Source organism: Bradyrhizobium oropedii (genome assembly GCF_020889685.1).
GTDB lineage: Bacteria > Pseudomonadota > Alphaproteobacteria > Rhizobiales > Xanthobacteraceae > Bradyrhizobium > Bradyrhizobium oropedii.
The window spans coordinates 13,164-30,650 of sequence record NZ_JACMYO010000098.1 but is presented as its reverse complement, the minus strand read 5'-3'; the positions used below and the strand labels follow the sequence as shown (position 1 = coordinate 30,650).

Here is a 17,487-nt window from a genome sequence, read left to right as displayed (position 1 = left end):
CGCTATAGACGTCGCCAAGCGGCGAGGCTCGAAGCGCGCAAAGTCGCCCTGACACGTAAGCTCGCAGTGATCCTGTATCGGATCTGTGTCGACGGCACAACTTACCGATGGGCTGAAGCGGGGCCGATCGCAGCATAGAACAGGTGAAGGAGATTAAGAACGCAACCGGGCTAAACTGAAGCGCAGTGCCCGAAGTCCCGTCGCCGGGACGGTGGATCCGGTGAAGCCGTTACACACCCAGTGGCCGTCATCCGACGAACCACGCGTATCTAGATAGGCTCACCGCTCCCTCTGACAGCATGATGTGGCGGCCAGGCGTTGACCACGGACAGAAGCATGAGCTCGGCGGCGTGACATTCACTCGGGAGGCTTGACATCATCGGGCCCATTACAGAAGGTCGTGTACTCATCTGTGGACGCCCCGCGAGATGCAAGCGATTTTTAAAGAAGATCGGCAAGTAGTCGGATGCTGCCATCTGTCCGGCCTCTGATAGTGCAGCGCGATGAAGCTGCGGGCCCGTATGGGAGTTCGCAGACCGGAACCAAATCATAAATGCGTGCTCTAGGCACGATGAGTACACCTGGTTCTTCCGGCCTCGTCTCGCCGACTGTTGCGCCATACCTTCCTTCGACCGACTACATCTCCGACGACCTCAGGCCCGCCAGGCTCACGCCTTGGCTGCGGCCGGAGCCCTGTAGTTCTCCTGCTTTGTAAGCAGCGCCCAGACGATCCGCGCCATCTTGTTCGCGAGCGCGACGGTTACCAGCATGCGCGGTTTGCGAGCCAGCATCTGTTCGAGCCAAGAACCCCTCGGCGCACCGCGTTTGCTCGCCTGCTTCGTTCGCCCATTTTGGATGCTGCACCGAGCTTCTGCTTGCCGCCTGTCGATCTTTGAAGAGGCGTGAGACCCATCCAGGCGGCAAAGTCGCGGCCCCCTGCCAAAGGTCTCGGCTGGCGGCGCTAAGGCGGCGATCGCGGTGGCGGAGATTGGGCCGATACCGGGAACGGTCATCAGCCTGCGTGATACTTCGTCCTCTCGTGCACGCCGTGCGATTTCTTTGTCGAGATCCGCGATCTTGCTACTGAGGCCGGTGAGTAGGTCTAACGGTCTAACATCACTCGGAACATGGCGCGGGCCGCTCCGGGAAGCGGGTTGACCATCTCTTCTTCCTCGATAAGATCAGCGAGCATCGCCACATGCGACGGCCCCTTGAGCGCGACCAACCATATTCCGTGAGGTGTCCGCGAATCGCCTTGATCAGCTGGGTTCGCTGCCGCATGAACAGATCACGGGTTCTAAACACCAGGCCGCCCGCCTGCTGCTCTTCGCACCACGAATCGCATGCTCGGCCGCTGGGCTGCTTCGCAAATCGCCTCGGCATCGATCGCGTCATTGTTTTGCCGGCTTTGCGAACGGCTTTACATAGGCGGGCGGGATCAGCCGAACTTCATGGCCAAGCTGAGCGAGCTGGCGGGCCCGGTGATGTGCTCCACCACACGCCTCCAACGCTACCGTGCAACTCGGCTGGGTCGCGAAGAAATCCCGCCGCTTTCCTCGGCTGATCCGCTTGCTGAACATTGCTCGACCCTGTCCATCTGCTCCGTGCACGTGAAAAACGTGCTTGGCGATATCCAGACCGATTATGATAACCTCAGACACGGACGCCTCCCTTAAGTGGTCTCAACACCTCCACTTTGGCACATCGATGCCGTCGGGCGGGGCGTCAACCCCGTCATAAATCGGACTGAAGGGGCGAACTCGCATGAACACTGCTGCTTTCAGTGCTGCGATGTAAACTTCAAGATAGCCTCATTGAAGTCTTTGGGGTTCTGAAGATTCATTCCGTGACCCGCGCGCCGAATGATGACCGGCGGTCCGAAATTGCCCCGCTTCCGCATTTCTGAAATCAGAACTCCGTTCAGAAGTGGCGACTTTTCACCATTCAACATTAGCACCGGGAAATTGAATTTACGCAGCTCCTCATCTTTAGTGAGCGGTTGTGGACAATCAACGATTGCTGTCCAGATATTCTGTAGGAATTCCTTCTGCCGTTCCGCTGACAAGCTCTCCCACCAACCGGGACCATTTAAGCGAAACATGAACCGCACCGTGCCGCCTTCAACGTCCCCCTTTGCTACGTCTTTCCGCAAATCATCAAATAGGCTTTGCCTGAACGCCGTCGCCTTCAAATTCTCTTCCGTTTCGGAGAGTTCTAGCCTTACACCTGCGTCCGCCAGAATGAGCGTTCGGATTGCGTTCGGGTACTTTTTCGCCACTTCGATAGCTACCGTTCCGCCGCGAGAAACGCCTAATAAGTGAACGGGACCAAGTGTGAGCTTTTGAACGAAGGCAGCCAAATCGTCGGCATGCTGAGCGAATGAGAAATCGTTTCCTACGCCATCCCACACTTCAGGAAAGTAGTGTCTAAGGCTTACGTTGAGAACTCGATGCTGCTTAGAAAACGGTCCGAGCTGATCTGGCCAGATTCGGTAATCACAAAACGATCCATGGATTAGGACCAGTGGCGAGCCCGCTCCCCGGTCTTGATAGGCCATCGGATACCCATTTACCTCAATCCATTTCACATCAGGAGGGATCGACCACTTCGGCGGCACATAAGGCATCGGCAGAGTCTCCAAACGCCTGCTAATAAGAGCAGGCAAGCGAGGTACGTGCAAGCCGTGGGAATGTCCGCTTCTGCCCTGGCGCTGGCCGGTCTCAGGGGTGTTGTGTTTCGGCGAGCCCCTGTGATTCAAACTCCCAAACTGGGGGGCGAATCATGCGCTACGAACTCGCAGACTATGAATGGCTTGCCGTCAAGCCGATGCTGCCGAACAAGCCGCATGCACTTGCCGCCTCCCATGACGCCGCTGTCCAGATGATCGACACGTCTTGTCCGCGTGCATCAAGGCGGAGCCTGCATAACAAGGAACCAGCGCCAATCGATGGGAAGGTCACGCGGGCTGCCGCCGCAGGATACCGCTTCAACGCGGCCGGTCACGATCAAGGCAGGCATGATTGTCCACGGCCGGCACTGTGGCCCGCCAGAGGATAAAAGCACCATCCTTCCGAGGATCGTCCCATTTCTGGACACCAGCATTTTGTAATCGGCTATGATCTGGTTCGCGTCTCGCTCACCAAATACTCGGCCCCGAGTAGGCGTTAAACGACCTTCCACGAAACCCGGACCTTGCGATGGGAGAACGATCTTCCCGACGGGTTGCCGGTCAATCTATGGGCTTGCCTTGCGGATCAAGCAGGCCTGGCCGCAATGTCGCCGAACGCTCCGTCTCAACAATCGAGGCCATCCGAGCACACCGCCCTGATCTCCTTTGCAGGTTCACGTGTCGACGATAAGGCAAGTCCCTCGCATATATCGCGCCCGCCGTGAGAGGCCCCCGGCCGCTGCTCAGGCAGCTTTAGCTGAAATGTGGGTTTGACAGTTGGCCGGGCAAACCCTTGCGCAGGCGCCGCAGCCGATGCAGGCGCCCTGATCACTCAGAACCATGACTTTTTTTCGATCTCATCGTCCCCGTCATCGTCGAGATCGACAAGTTCGCCCTCCTCGTTGATTCCTTTCAACGTCATGACGTCTCGACCGCACACCTTGAAACAACGGCCACAGCCGATGCACTTCTTGGGATCGATCGAGATCAGGTAGTCCGGCGTCCAGTCGCGGCCATCGCACGTTGCAAATGACATGATTCGAAAGCCCTTAGGTCTTTTCCAGCGCCTTCAAATCACGGCTCTTGCGTTCGAGTTCGGCATAGGCACCGTGTGCCTTCTCTGCCACTGCCATGATCGAAGTCCAGTTGATGGGAAGTTCTTCCGAAAGGTCGTGCAGATCCATTTTGGCTTGTAGCGCTTTGGCCGACAGTTTCTTTAGTTCTGCCTTCAGTGTTTCACGATCGCTCATGAGTGCCCTCAATAGTTCGCCACGTCCGGAAATTTCCGTATCAGATCGATTCCTTCCCAGACATATTTGTCACCTTCCCGCACGAGCTTTGCGAGATTGACGAAGCCGAAGCGATGCACATCGCGTAGTTGCTTGTTCACGGCGACCAGCCGGCCTCCGATCAGCACCACGCGGCCAAAGCCTTCATGGTGCAGCTTCAGCATCGGCGTGATCATCACGCCGGTCACCCTCTCGATCGAGAGCGCGACCGCATTGAAGAACAGCTCAAGCCGCCACAGCGTATCGGGATCTGGATCGCCGACGACCGGCAGGGCGCGCCGCTTCTCCTTGTCCAAGATATAGGGTTCAAGCAGGTCGAGATCGCTCTTGGCCTCCCAGGCTCCGTTGGTATCCTGAGCGCGCCAAATCTTGACCAGCTCCTTGAGGAACGGCGCATCGACGACGCTGCCCTGCTGCTCTATTGATACGGCCTTGGTCATCTCACCTCAATCATCGAACTCGAATGTGCGCCGTTGATCCTTCGCCATGGCCTTGCGAAGCCAGGGAGGTGGCGTGCCCTTCAGGACGTGCTCGAGCTTTTCGAGCAGCACAAGGATGTCTTCTGGCTTGTTCATCTTGATCGGATGAATCTTGTTGGCCACCACCCGCGCAGCGCCGGCACCGCCGATGGCGGCGACGTAAAGGATCGCGCAATCCTTGATCGCCTCGATCTTGGGCGCCAACTTGTCGTCATTGCCGTCTTCCCTGAGATCGCCCTCAAACTCAACCGCTTTGAGAAACACGTGCCCACCTGGCGCGACATCGTAGATAGCGATATTCTTTGCCCAACCGAAATGGGCATCGACGCGTCTTAGGTCTTGTGTGGCGAACGCGACCTTCATGCAATCGACCTCTCAGTTGAACCCATAGAGCTGCGGTTCCCGGCCCCCGCTGGCACTGCGGCCAGACCCCGCCATCTGTCGGGCGTCGGCTGATGATTCTCCTCGCGGTCCGCGATCACGAGATTGGCGATATCGAAGATCAGATCGCGCGTACCACGATACCCGATAGATAATTGGTGCCCTGCGCCAAGCCGATCGAACATCGGAAAACCGGCTCGATAGAACGGGATTTTTAGCCGAGCCGCCGCTTGCCTGCCATGCGAATGCGTGATCAGCAGGTCGCAATGCTTGGTTCTGGCAACCTCTTCCAGATCCTCGAGATCGCCAATCAGTACCTCCTCGGTCTTGATCCGCTCGATCACCGCCGACTGCGTGGTAGTCACCGCCGCGGTCACCTGCGCGCCCATGTCATGCAGCATGCTGGACAGATCGAACAGCAGGTCGGGCTCAGCCGCGATCGCAAGTTTGCGACCGCCGATATGGAAGTGCGCATCCAGCATTGCATCGGCGAGCTGGCCGCGCTGGCGCCGATATTTCGACGGGACGGGGCGACCGCTGATCTCGCTCAAGAAAGTCATCAAGTCGTCGTTCGGGCCGAGACCGCACAGCCGTTCGAACAGGCGAAATGGCACGCCCGTCTTGGCCTGCATGACCTCCGCTGCTCGCCGCATCTGCCCGCCGACCGCAATGGTCCATCCGGCGCGGCCCATGCTCGCGATTTCGCCGACGCCGATGCCGCCGAAGGTCGTTGCCGTAAACTCATCGGGGATATGCCCATCGAGCGACCCCGCCAGATCAGGCAGGAAGCACGGCCGCAACCCAAAATCCTCCAGGATGGCACGGAGTTCATCGAGATCACCCGGCGTGAGATGACATCCTGGAAGAACGTTCACCCTCGATGGATCGCGCAGGCCATTGACGTTTGGCCCTTCCACCAGCATCTCCACAATGCGCGCCACAGCCTTCTCCCAGCCGTCCTGGAACGCACTTTTGAAATCAGGCGTCGAGACACAGACCAGCGGTAATTTCGCAAGCTGGGGATGCTTGTCGCGGATCAGCTTGAGGTAGGCGTCCACATCGTCGCCATTGGTCTCGGTGACACCCGTCGAGCAGATTCCGATGATTTTTGGCTTGGTACGGTTGTAGATATTGAGTATCGCCTGCTCGAGATTCTCGTAGCCGCCGAGCACGGTCGCGACCTCGCTCATCGCGGTAGTCTGCAGTGGTACAGCTTCCTTGAAATGCCGCACAAAGAGGGTGAGCCCGAAGGAGGTGCAACCTTGTGAGCCGTGCAGAAGCGGCATCGCCCCACTCAGCCCCATGAAGGCAAATGCGGCGCCGATCGGCTGGCTCATCTTCAGCGGGTTAATCGCGCACGCTTTTGTCGGTACCGTGGCGGTGGCCATGACACCTCCCTATTCAGCAGCTTGCAGCCCGGCAGGTGGCGAGGACGCCAGAACGTCCTCGATGCGTCGCTTGCAGCAACCACCGACTGCATTGGTGTGGTCTCTGACTGCCTCGACGCTCCTTAGGCCATGCGCGTAGATCGCATCCTCGATTGTGCCGAGATCCACTGTTTTACAGAAGCAGATCTTTCTCGCGCGCCGCGCCGCCTCCGTGACCGCCGGATCGCAAGCGACCGCGGCCACCGTCGATTGCATCTGCACCATTGCCCTGGCCAATGCCTGCCATGGCGCCGGACGACGTAGCTGCTCCCACATCGGGTTGGAGAGCGACTTATCGATCTCCTCCACCAGCTTGACCATTCCGAGATAGCCCATATAGGCGTGGCAACGCTCCTGGTTGATGTCGAGCCAAGGCATCGCCGCCTTCAGTGCAACGAACTGCGATTTGCCGCCCGAGAGCATGATGTCCGCTTTGGCGTCCTTCAACATCTTGTACATTTCGCGCGGCGTCATATCCTCGATCATGCGGGCATCCTGCCCCATGAGCTGCTTGATGCGTTCCTTGTCCTCCCTTGTCGATTTCTTCACGCTGGTTCCGACCAGTTCGAGGCCGGCTTGCTGTAGCGCCGCAACGACCGACCATGACTTGACGCCGCCGGTAATCAACAAAGCCTTCTTGCCTTTGAATCGCAATTTGTATGGCCCGATCGCGGCCCATGCTCTCGCTTCCTCGCGTGCGATCACAGCTTCGGTGCGCCCCAGCAGATCTTTCGGCGCGCCGCGCTCAACCAACAAGCGGGCAATCTGGCGCAGCGACTCGCTCGAATCCTGGATACCGTAGAACGACCCTTCGAAGAACGGAATGCCGTAGCGCTCCTCCATCTTGCGCGCGACGTTGATCATGGCTTTCGAGCACACCAACATCGCCGCCCGTGCACGATGCGATGAAGCGACTTCGCGATATTTGGCATCGCCCGAGATGCAGGAGAGAATCCGCACTCCAAGCTCATCCAACAAAGGCTTCACTTGCCAGAGCTCTCCCGAGAGATTGTATTCTCCAATGAGGTTGACATCGTACGGTGTGGTGTAGTCCGGCTCTTGCGTTCCGATCACATAGTCGAGTAAGGCCTCGCCGGCGAGTTTGTTGCCGAGGTTCTTGGAACCAACGAACCCCGGGGAATTGATCGGGATCACCGGCTTGCCAAACCTTTGAGATGCCGCCTTACAGACCGCGTTGATATCGTCGCCGATCATGGCCGGGATGCAGGTCTGATAGACGAAGATGGCGGGCGGATCGTACTTGTCGATGATCTCCTTGATCGCTTTGCAGAGCCGTTTCTCGCCTCCAAACACGATATCGGTTTCGCTCATATCGGTCGTGAATGCGGTGCGCCACAGACTAGAGCCGGAAGATGCCGCGCCGCGATTATCCCACGAATTGCCTTCGCACGCGATCGGACCATGTACGAGGTGAGCGACGTCGGTAATGGGCTGCAGCGCAATCTTTGCGCCGTCGAACGCACAGCCGCCCGCAGCGCTGCCTGGCTGCAGCTGTTTGGTGCAGCCCTTTTTGCGCTCGGCCTCCGACTTGCTGCCATTCTTGGCGCAGCCGGGCTCGTTGAAAATACTCTGGACCCTGGCCGCTAGCGAACTCATTCGTTTTCCTTTCGATCGAAACCAGATGCAAAGCCAGCCATCATGCCCTTTGTGCCATCGTCGATGTCCTCGGCGATGGCGCACCGCATTGTCCGCCATCAACGAATGATGTCGAAGCTGTAGTCGGTTTTGCCGAGAACATTTGTTTTCTTGTCAATTTCGTCGAAGATCTTGTCGAGGATCTTCACCAGCACATTCAGGCCGCCCTGATAGCCCCATACAGGGGAGCGGTGATGGTGATGCCGATCGAAAATTGGAAAACCGATGCGGATCAATGGCGTTCCCGTATCGCGCTCCAGGTACTTGCCGTGGGTGTTGCCAATCAGAAAATCGACCGGATCGGTGAACAAGAGCGAACGCATGTGCCAGAGGTCTCGCCCCGGATAGGCTTGGCAAACCTGTCCAAATGGCGAGCTTGCAAACAGCGCCTGCATTTTTTCCTGCCACGCCTTGTTGCCGTTGGTGGACAGCACATGAGTTGGTTCGGCACCGAGTTCGAGCAGAAAGGCAGCCAACCCATAGCAGGGATCCGGATCGCCGTAGATCGCGAACTTCTTGCCATGGATATGCGCGCTGGAGTCCGCGATGGCATCAACCAAGCGGCCCCGCTCTCGCGCGAGCTCCTCCGGAATCTCCTTGCCGCTGATGCGTGATAATGCCACGAGAACATCATCCGTCGCGGATACGCCGACCGGGTAATTGAAAGACACAACATCCTGGCCATGCGCGGATACGAACGACAGCGTTTTTTCCGTACACCATTGCTGCATGGAGATTGTCGCCTTGGCGTGAACCGCGTTAGCCGCGTCTTCCAGCGTGGTACCGCCGTCGTACATCCGGAACTCGCCATCGGTTGGGGTATCGAAGACTTCAGAGTTGTCGGCAAGAAGCGTGTGTTTGATGCCCATCAATGCCAAGATGCGCTTGATCTCGCGAAGGTTGCCAACGGTATAGCCATCGAAACCGCCGATGATGTTCATTGCCTCGTTTGGCTTGCGCTCCAGCTTCGGCGCTGTTCCGGCCTTGCCGTCCCAAAAATGCTCCAGAATGCCCTTGAGCGCATTGTCATAGCCGGTGACGTGACTGCCGACGAACGCCGGCGTGTGTGCGAACGGCACGTCGAACTCTGCCGGAACCGAACCCTTCTCCTTCGACGTCTTGATGAAGGCGTTGAGGTCATCGCCGATTACCTCGGCCATGCAGGTCGTCGAGACCGCGATCATCTTGGGTTTGTACATGTTGTAGCTGTTGGCGAGGCCGTCGATCATGTTGTTCAGCCCGCCAAATACAGCGGCGTCTTCCGTCATCGACGAAGACACGCAGGAGCTCGGCTCCTTGAAGTGCCGCGACAGATGGCTGCGGTAATAGGCCACGCAGCCTTGCGAGCCGTGGACGAAGGGCAGCGTGCCCTCAAAACCAACCGAGACGAATACGGCGCCAAGCGGCTGGCAGGCCTTGGCCGGATTTACCGCGAGCGCCTCCCGCGCGAAATTCTTCTCGCGATATTCAGCCGTTTTCGTCCATTCCTTGATACGTTCGACCTCGGCAGGATCGCGGGGATTCTCGAACATCTTCTTGTCGGCCAGCATTTGTTGGTATTCTGGACCGCGGAACAGTTCGAGATGATCGAGCACATGTTCTGCACTCTGCGCCATTGTTAAGATCCTTCACTATCGAAATTGATGTCGCTCCGGCTCTCCGCAGAGAGTGGGATTGAGTTGCTCTATTGTGGAACCAAGTGCGTGTTATTCTGCAGCCAACAGCTTCGGCTTCGCAGCTTCCTTCCAGGGCGCCTTCATCTTCTTCCAGATCGGCGAGTTGACAGCCATGTCCATGTCCCGCGCGAAGATCGCAAAGCCGTCATAGCCGTGATACGGGCCCGAATAATCCCAGGAATGCATCTGCCGGAACGGCACACCCATCTTTTGGAAAACGTATTTCTCCTTGATGCCCGATCCGACCAGATCGGGCTGCACCTTTTCGACGAAGCGCTCGAACTCATAGCCGTTGACGTCGTCGTAGATGAGGGTGCTGTCCTTGACGTAATGCTGGGCGGTGCGTTGATAGTCGTCGTTATGGCCGAACTCGTATCCGGTGCCCACGACTTCCATGCCGAGATCCTCGTACGCGCCAATCACATGACGCGGACGAAGCCCGCCGACGTACAGCATCACCGTCCTGCCCTCCAGGCGTTGGCGATATTTTGCGATCACGGCGTTCACCAGCGGCTGGTACTTTTCGATCACCCGCTCGGCGCCTTCCTTGATCTTGTCGTCGAAATAGCCCGCAATCTTGCGCAGCGATTCTGCGATCTTTGACGGTCCGAAGAAGTTATACTCGCACCAGGGGATACCGAACTTCTCTTCCATGTGGCGGGAGATGTAGTTCATGGAACGGTAGCAATGCAGAATATTGAGCTTTGCCTTCGGCGTCGCTTCGAGCTCAGCGAGTGAACCGTCGCCGGACCACTGCGCAATCACCCTCAGGCCCATTTCCTCCAGCAGAATTCGCGATGACCAGGCATCGCCACCGATATTGTAGTCTCCGATGATCGCAACATCGTAGGGCGTCGGCTCGAACTTTGGTTTGCCGTCGGGCTCGAGCTTGTCGAAAATCCAATCGCGCACCGCGTCGTTGGCAATGTGGTGGCCAAGCGACTGCGACACGCCGCGAAAGCCCTCACAGCGGACAGGCACGATGGTCTTGCCGCCGTATTCCTTGGATTTCGCTCTTGACACGGCCTCGATGTCGTCCCCGATCAGTCCGATCGGGCATTCCGATTGGATGGTGATGCCGTTGTTGAGCGGGAACAGCTCTTGGATTTCGTCAAGGATTTTGATCAGTTTCTTGTCGCCACCAAATACGATGTCTTTTTCCTGGAAGTCGGAGGTGAACTGCAGGGTCACGAAACTGTCGATGCCCGTCGTGCCAACGTAATAGTTACGACGCGAGCCCCACGAATACTGGCCACAGCCAACCGGGCCATGGCTGAGATGGACCATGTCCTTGATCGGTCCCCAGACCACCCCCTTGGATCCTGCATAGGCGCAGCCTCTGATTGTCATCACACCAGGTATTGATTTGATGTTGGACTTGACCCCGCAGTCCGACTTGCCGACTTGGTGAACGTTGAGGTGCTTGGCACGCCGTTTCGCGGTCTTCTCCGGATAGACTTTCAGCACCTCCTCGATCAGCTCTTTGTTGCGAGCCCTGATTTCTGCAATGCTCTGGGTCGTGGCGAGACTCATGCGGATGTCCTTCAAGGGTTAGCTGTTGGAGAGCGGCTTGCTGACCAAGACTTTTGCAACGAGCATGCCAGTCCGTCGCGCGCGCAAAAACCAGAGTGAATAAAAGCAGTTAGCGCGCCTCGTCCGATGAGACTGGTTGTTGTTGCGAACGCGACATCGCGCTTTGCCCGGAGACTTCTTCGTTAGTCCTGTTCGAAATGGAACAAGTGCCGGCTATGCGCGGAGCAGCGCCGCGCAAGTCTCGAAGGCGCGAAGTTGCCGCCGATTGCAGTACCTTGCGATCACGCGCGCCGGGACGCCGCTAACATGGAAAACAAGCTAGCTGGCGGGTCCGGCTGCCAATGCCATCTATGTTTGCAGAGACGACAGAAGCTTACCTTCATCGAGAACGATGATGGCCTTGCTCATGACGTCATTGATCCTAAGCTGCCTGGTTACCGAGACTGGAAAGCTCGCCGGTTCACGAGAAGAGCTGCCTCGCCTTGATAAGCGCGCCCACGAGCGTATCAATCTCTTCGTATGTGTTGTAGAGTCCGAAGGACGCACGGCATGTCGCCAGAACACCGAAGCGCTTGAGCAGCGGCATCGCGCAATGGGCCCCCGCCCGCACCGCTACACCTGCGCGGTCGACAACGGTGGCAATATCATGCGCATGCGCACCCTTCATATCAAATGAAATGATTGGCCCCTTCTCGGCCGGTGTCCCGATCATGCGCACGGAGTTGACGTCCCCCAGCTGCTGCTGAGCGTAGGCAAGCAACGCGCACTCGTGCTCGCGGATCTGCTCCTTGCCTATTGAATTGATGTAATCCACAGCCGCCCCGAGACCGACCGCCTCAACGATCGGTGGCGTCCCCGCCTCGAACCGGTGCGGCGGATCACCATAGATGACGCCGGCACGTGAGACCTCACGGATCATCTCGCCGCCTCCATTGAAGGGTGGCATCAACGCCAGATGCTGAGATTTGCCGTAAAGCACGCCGATGCCCGTCGGGCCATAGAGCTTGTGGCCCGTCATCACATAGAAATCGCAATCGATGTCGCAGACGTCGGCGCTCAGATGGACGCACCCTTGCGAACCATCGATCAGCACCGGGACACCACGAGCGTGCGCGGTTCTCACCACGTCCTTGACCGGCACGACGGTCCCGAGCACGTTCGACATCTGTGTGATCGCAACCATTTTGGTGCGTCGGGTCAGGATCTGCTCAAATGCATCCAGCAGGAAGTTGCCGTCATCATCTACTGGCGCCCATTTGATCACTGCACCGTGCCGTTCCCTGAGAAAATGCCATGGCACGATGTTGGAATGGTGTTCCATCATCGAGAGGACGATCTCATCCCCTGGGGTGACGCGATCTCGGCCGAAGGTCTGGGCGACCAGATTGATTGCCTCGGTGGCGCTGCGGGTGAAGATGATCTCTTCGTCTAGATGGGCATTCAAAAATCGCGCCAACTTGGTACGGGCGCCTTCATACGCCTCGGTCGCCGCGTTAGCGAGGTAGTGCAAACCGCGATGCACGTTGGCGTATTCGCTTGAGTACACCTGCATCATGCGGTCAAGTACCGCCTTCGGCTTCTGCGCCGAGGCGGCGTTGTCGAGATAGACCAGCGGCTTGCCGTAGATCGTCATGCCCAGCGCAGGAAAGTCCGTACGCAGACGGTTAACCTCGTACCGGCCATTGCTCATCGCGGGATGCACGCTCATCGCCGCGCCTGCAGCCAGTGTTCAGCTTGCGCGGTCACAAAATCCCGCAGATTCTCGGTAGCGATTTCCTCGATCGCCTCGCCCAGGAATGCTCTGATCAGCAAAGCCTGCGCGTCCTTCTCCGATAGACCGCGAGCGCGCAGATAAAATACGAGAGTACCGTCCAGCGCACCTGATGTCGATCCGTGGCCGCAAGTCACGTCGTCGGCCAAGATTTCAAGTTCGGGCTTGTTGTCGGCCTCGGCCTCGTCGGATAGAAGCAGCGCTCGCGTCGTCAGCGTGGCGTCCGTCTTCTGCGCGCCAGGACGCACGACAATCCGGCCTTGGAACACCGAACAGCCGCAATCATCGATAACCGCACGGAACTTCTCCCCGCTGGTGCAATGTGGCACGGCGTGGTCGACGACGATTGTCGTATCGACGTGCTGCTTGTGCCTGATGAGATTGACCCCGTTCGCCGACAGCTTTGATCCCTCGCCGGCAAGCGTGACGAATCCTTGATAGCGACTGACCGAGCCGCCGCAGGTCATGCTGAAGAGATCAAGCTTCGCCCTGGCGCCGACCGCGATGATTCCCGACGAGATGTTCACCGCGTCAGCGGCGTCGGCTGCCAGTCGGATATGCGAAAGGCTCGCCTCGTCACCAACCAGGGCGATTGTCGCATCGTTGATCTGATAGCCGCTCGCGCCTTCGGTCGAGACGAAGCTTTCCAGCACGGCCGCATACGCGCCGTGACCGAGCTGCAGATAGGAACGCGTGAAGTTGGACGCCAACGATCCGGTTGCGACGTGAACGATCTGTATCGGACGCTTTAGCGCCTTGCCCTCAGCGATCGTAATCACCAAGCCATCGGTTGCCATTGCCGCATTGAGCGAGATCATCGCATCAGTCGTCGTCGACAGCACCAGACTGGCTATCGCGCTATCGGTTGAATTTTCCAGGACCTCTCGGAGCGACCGCACATCGACCCCATTTTCCAGCCTGCCGACATCGGATAGCTCGGGGGCGAATATGCCATCTACCAAGACGAGTTTGACCGCTTGATCGACTGCCGCTTGCTTAACTGACGCCGCTGCGCGCACCAGCGCAACCGCATCGGGTTGCGGAGCGAGTGGCAGGACCGCGCCAATCAGCGCGCGCAGATCGGTGTATCTCCAAGCCTCGATGCGCCGATGCGGGAGGCCGGCTCGCTCGTAGGCCTCAAATGCCCTCGCACGGATATGAGCGACGGGCCCGGAGCCAGGCAGCCGTCCATGCGCCGCGGCGAAGACATTGTCTATTGCGCGCCCGGCGGCGGCTTTGGCTGCAATTTGCTTCATCTGGAAATCCCTTGAGCCGTCACGCCGCGTCCTCGAATTGGGCGTAGCCACGAGCCTCAAGCTCCAGCGCGAGTTCTTTGCCGCCGCTCTTTCTTACCTGCCCTTTCGACATCACGTGCACAACGTCCGGTACGATGTGGTCGAGAAGCCGCCGATAGTGGGTGATCACGATCATCGCTCGTTCCGGCGAACGCAAAGCGTTGATACCGCCCGCGACAATCCGCAGCGCGTCGATATCGAGGCCGGAATCGATCTCGTCCAGGATGCACAGGCTCGGTTCGAACAGCGCCATCTGCAAAATCTCGTTGCGCTTCTTCTCGCCGCCGGAATATCCGACATTGAGGCCGCGCTTGAGCATGCCTTGCGGGATGTTGAGCGACTTAGCGACCTCGCGGACTCGTTTCATAAAATCGGGCGTGGAGAATTCCATTTGTGCGCGCGCCTTGCGCTGGGCGTTCAGCGCCGCACGCAGGAAGTTCATGGTGGTTACGCCGGGAATTTCCACCGGATATTGGAAGGCAAGAAATACGCCCTTGGCGGCGCGCTCGTCTGCTTCCATCGCGAGCAGGTCTTCATCCTTGAATAGGATTTGGCCAGCGCTCACTTGATAGCCGGGTTTGCCGGAGATAACGCGGCTGAGTGTTGACTTTCCGGAGCCGTTCGGCCCCATGATCGCATGCACCTCACCCGCATTGACCGTAAGATCGAGGCCGCGAAGAATTTCGCAGTCCTCGATACCAACATGCAAATCTCGGACTTCAAGTAGCGCCATTGTGATCTGATCCTGAAATGCGTCAACCGGAACGCGAGCCGCAATCGTGAGCGCTCGCGGAACGCTTCGTTATCCGACGGATCCCTCGAGCGAGATCGAGATCAACTTCTGCGCTTCCACCGCGAATTCCATTGGCAGTTTTTGCAGAACGTCTTTCGCGAAGCCGTTGACGACGAGGCCGACGGCTTCTTCCTGCGAGAGCCCGCGCTGGATGCAGTAGAACAGCACGTCCTCGGAAATCTTCGACGTCGTCGCCTCATGCTCGAACGTCGCCGAGAAATTCTTGGCCTCGACATAGGGCACGGTGTGCGCGCCGCATTTGTCGCCGATCAGCAGCGAGTCGCAGGCGGTGTAGTTGCGCGCGCCGGTGGCTTTGCGGTGCGCGCTGACGAGGCCGCGATAGGTGTTCTGCGACTTGCCGGCGGCGATGCCCTTGGAGATGATCCGGCTCGACGTGTTCTTGCCGAGGTGGATCATCTTTGTGCCAGAGTCGACCTGCTGGAAACCGTTCGAGATCGCGATCGAGTAGAACTCGCCGCTCGAATTGTCGCCGCGCAGGATGCAGCTCGGATATTTCCAGGTGATCGCCGAACCGGTCTCGACCTGGGTCCAGGAGATCTTCGAATTGCGACCACGGCAGTCGCCACGCTTGGTGACGAAATTGTAGATGCCGCCCTTGCCCTCGGAATTGCCGGGGTACCAGTTCTGCACCGTCGAATACTTGATCTCGGCGTCGTCGAGCGTGACCAGCTCGACCACGGCCGCATGCAGCTGGTTCTCATCGCGCTGCGGCGCGGTGCAGCCTTCGAGATAGGAAACGTAGGAGCCCTTGTCGGCGATGATCAGCGTGCGCTCGAACTGGCCGGTGTTGCGCTCGTTGATGCGGAAATAGGTCGACAGCTCCATCGGGCAGCGCACGCCCGGCGGCACGTAGACGAACGAGCCGTCGGAGAACACCGCCGAGTTGAGCGTCGCGAAGTAGTTGTCCGAGGTCGGCACCACGGTGCCGAGATATTTCTGCACCAGCTCGGGATGCTCGCGGATCGCCTCCGAGATCGGCATGAAGATCACGCCGGCCGCCTTCAGCTCCTTCTGGAAGGTGGTCGCGACCGACACCGAATCGAACACGGCGTCGACCGCGATCTTCCGGTTGGCCGACGGCTCGCCGCCGGGCGGCGGCTCGACGCCCTCGAGGATCGCAACCTCGCGCAGGGGAATGCCGAGCTTCTCGTAGGTCTTGAGGATTTCCGGATCGATCTCGTCGATCGAGGACAGCGTCTTCTTCGGCTTCGGCGCCGCGTAATAGTAGATGTCCTGATAGTCAATCTTCGGATAGTTGACGCGCGCCCAGGTCGGCTCGGTCATGGTCAACCAGCGGCGATACGCCTCCAGACGCCACTCCAGCATCCAGGCCGGCTCATTCTTCTTTGCGGAGATGAAGCGGACGGTGTCTTCCGACAGCCCCTTCGGGGCCTTGTCGGATTCGATCAGCGTCTCAAACCCATATCGATACTGGTCGACGTCGATGCGCCGGACGCGCTCGACCGTCTCTGGCACAGCTACCATTGCCCACTCCGCTCGCGCACGGACAACTCCGGCCGACGATGATTGTCCCGCGCCCCCTCCGAGCTGATCGCGCAAATCACGGGACCAGCGAGCGAGAGAATCAGGTGACCGATGCAGGCAGACGCTGCCGTCGCTAGAGTCTTCACCATGTTTTGTGCCGAAGCCCCACTCATCGGCTACTCCTTATGCCGGCACGCAGGTGTCGGGCACTGGGCAAACGACGGCGCATTGCGGCGCGTCAAAACGCCCCTCACATTGGGTGCACTGGGTCGGATTGATCACATATATGTCGTTCTTCAGGCTGATCGCGGCGTTGGGACATTCGAACTCACACGCGCCGCAGACGGTGCACTGGGACGCAATTATCTTGTAGGCCATCGCTGCGATTCCATAAGCAGAAGTGAGGGACCGCTTCTTGCTTTCAAATCTTATGCCAAAGAGCTTAGGCTTGATTTGTCTCGGCTATTTTCCAAAGCGCATGACGCCGCCTCAACGGTTGTCGCAAATGCCACAATCGACCTCACGGCAGCTTGATCTCGACGCCGTAGTTTGAGCGCAGGGTCGATCCCGGCGGCAGTCAGCCGACCGCGTTCGCCAGCCCCAGGGCACGGTCCTTCCCATGGCCGCGGTGGCGCGGCTACGATCGGGCCTAGCCTCTTGCCGAGTGCTCCGCTGCTGCGTCAGGTTGGCGGGGCCGATCATATCGGTTCTACTCACCGAAAGGCGGCGGATTCAGCTATAGCGCTATGATGAAAGAGCCGCTGCAGACGTCACTGGTCGGGTTCGCATTCCACAGCACAGCCTGAAAACGTCGGGGCGGTCGCGCAGATAAAAATCGCTTCGATGATCGCGGGCCCTCTGGGCGAGCCGCTGCAGGCAATGTTCGATCCCCGCTGATTACCGGCAAACCTGCATTCAGATGCCCTGTAGGGGACGACTGAAAGCCAAGCGCGATGGTCTGGGATCCCCCGCGCCGCGCTGCGAAGAAATGCCAGCGGCGCTCAGCAGATTGA

The 17,487-nt window shown here is 58.7% G+C and carries 13 protein-coding genes and 3 pseudogenes; 1 reads left to right on the top strand and 15 read right to left on the bottom strand.

The window, feature by feature from the left end; genetic code table 11:
* Positions 1–668: 668 nt before the first annotated feature.
* Together H8A95_RS25305 and H8A95_RS25300 are read right to left on the bottom strand one after the other, a co-directional pair.
* Positions 669–1,661 (bottom strand): annotated as a pseudogene (locus tag H8A95_RS25305) (IS110 family RNA-guided transposase).
* A 119-nt stretch (positions 1,662–1,780) separates the two neighbouring features.
* A complete protein-coding gene (locus tag H8A95_RS25300) occupies positions 1,781–2,626 on the bottom strand; it encodes an alpha/beta fold hydrolase (RefSeq protein WP_229166814.1) in 846 nt (281 codons plus the stop codon).
* 221 nt (positions 2,627–2,847) lie between these two features.
* Between H8A95_RS25300 and H8A95_RS44525 the strand changes: the two are divergent.
* Positions 2,848–2,965, top strand: a pseudogene (locus H8A95_RS44525) (IS5/IS1182 family transposase); the annotation flags it as partial.
* Positions 2,966–3,411: 446 nt separating this feature from the next.
* Here the strand turns inward: H8A95_RS44525 and fdxB are convergent.
* From fdxB to H8A95_RS25230, 13 genes and pseudogenes are all read right to left on the bottom strand, one after another.
* Positions 3,412–3,704, bottom strand: a pseudogene (fdxB, locus tag H8A95_RS25290) (ferredoxin III, nif-specific).
* Positions 3,705–3,717: 13 nt separating this feature from the next.
* Entirely contained in the window at positions 3,718–3,918 is a 201-nt protein-coding gene (locus H8A95_RS25285; protein ID WP_229185572.1) for a CCE_0567 family metalloprotein, read from the bottom strand.
* Between the two features lie 8 nt (positions 3,919–3,926).
* Complete coding sequence (locus tag H8A95_RS25280; RefSeq protein ID WP_229166816.1) at positions 3,927–4,397, bottom strand: NifX-associated nitrogen fixation protein; 471 nt, start codon at positions 4,395–4,397, stop codon at positions 3,927–3,929.
* A 6-nt stretch (positions 4,398–4,403) separates the two neighbouring features.
* The gene (gene nifX / locus H8A95_RS25275; protein WP_229166817.1) at positions 4,404–4,799 is read right to left on the bottom strand and encodes a nitrogen fixation protein NifX; all 396 of its coding nucleotides are present in this window, start codon (positions 4,797–4,799) and stop codon (positions 4,404–4,406) included.
* On the bottom strand, positions 4,796–6,205 hold the full coding sequence (gene nifN, locus H8A95_RS25270) for a nitrogenase iron-molybdenum cofactor biosynthesis protein NifN (protein ID WP_229166818.1): 1,410 nt from the start codon (positions 6,203–6,205) through the stop codon (positions 4,796–4,798). The genes nifX and nifN overlap by 4 nt, the downstream gene beginning before the upstream one ends.
* Before the next feature lie 9 nt (positions 6,206–6,214).
* The gene (gene nifE / locus H8A95_RS25265) at positions 6,215–7,861 is read right to left on the bottom strand and encodes a nitrogenase iron-molybdenum cofactor biosynthesis protein NifE (protein ID WP_229166819.1); all 1,647 of its coding nucleotides are present in this window, start codon (positions 7,859–7,861) and stop codon (positions 6,215–6,217) included.
* A gap of 98 nt (positions 7,862–7,959) precedes the next feature.
* The gene (gene nifK, locus H8A95_RS25260; protein ID WP_229166820.1) at positions 7,960–9,516 is read right to left on the bottom strand and encodes a nitrogenase molybdenum-iron protein subunit beta; all 1,557 of its coding nucleotides are present in this window, start codon (positions 9,514–9,516) and stop codon (positions 7,960–7,962) included.
* 90 nt (positions 9,517–9,606) lie between these two features.
* Positions 9,607–11,109, bottom strand: a complete 1,503-nt coding sequence (gene nifD, locus H8A95_RS25255; RefSeq protein WP_229166845.1) for a nitrogenase molybdenum-iron protein alpha chain — start codon at positions 11,107–11,109, stop codon at positions 9,607–9,609.
* Positions 11,110–11,569: 460 nt separating this feature from the next.
* The gene (locus tag H8A95_RS25250; RefSeq protein WP_229166821.1) at positions 11,570–12,817 is read right to left on the bottom strand and encodes a cysteine desulfurase; all 1,248 of its coding nucleotides are present in this window, start codon (positions 12,815–12,817) and stop codon (positions 11,570–11,572) included.
* A complete protein-coding gene (gene sufD, locus H8A95_RS25245; protein WP_229166822.1) occupies positions 12,814–14,136 on the bottom strand; it encodes a Fe-S cluster assembly protein SufD in 1,323 nt (440 codons plus the stop codon). The genes H8A95_RS25250 and sufD overlap by 4 nt, the downstream gene beginning before the upstream one ends.
* Positions 14,137–14,155: 19 nt before the next feature.
* Positions 14,156–14,908: a Fe-S cluster assembly ATPase SufC gene (gene sufC / locus H8A95_RS25240; protein ID WP_229166823.1), complete on the bottom strand. Its 753-nt coding sequence runs from the start codon at positions 14,906–14,908 to the stop codon at positions 14,156–14,158.
* A 69-nt stretch (positions 14,909–14,977) separates the two neighbouring features.
* Positions 14,978–16,474: a Fe-S cluster assembly protein SufB gene (sufB, locus tag H8A95_RS25235; protein WP_229166824.1), complete on the bottom strand. Its 1,497-nt coding sequence runs from the start codon at positions 16,472–16,474 to the stop codon at positions 14,978–14,980.
* 183 nt (positions 16,475–16,657) lie between these two features.
* Positions 16,658–16,852, bottom strand: coding sequence for a 4Fe-4S binding protein (locus H8A95_RS25230; RefSeq protein WP_229166825.1), 195 nt, complete (start codon positions 16,850–16,852; stop codon positions 16,658–16,660).
* Positions 16,853–17,487 lie beyond the last annotated feature (635 nt).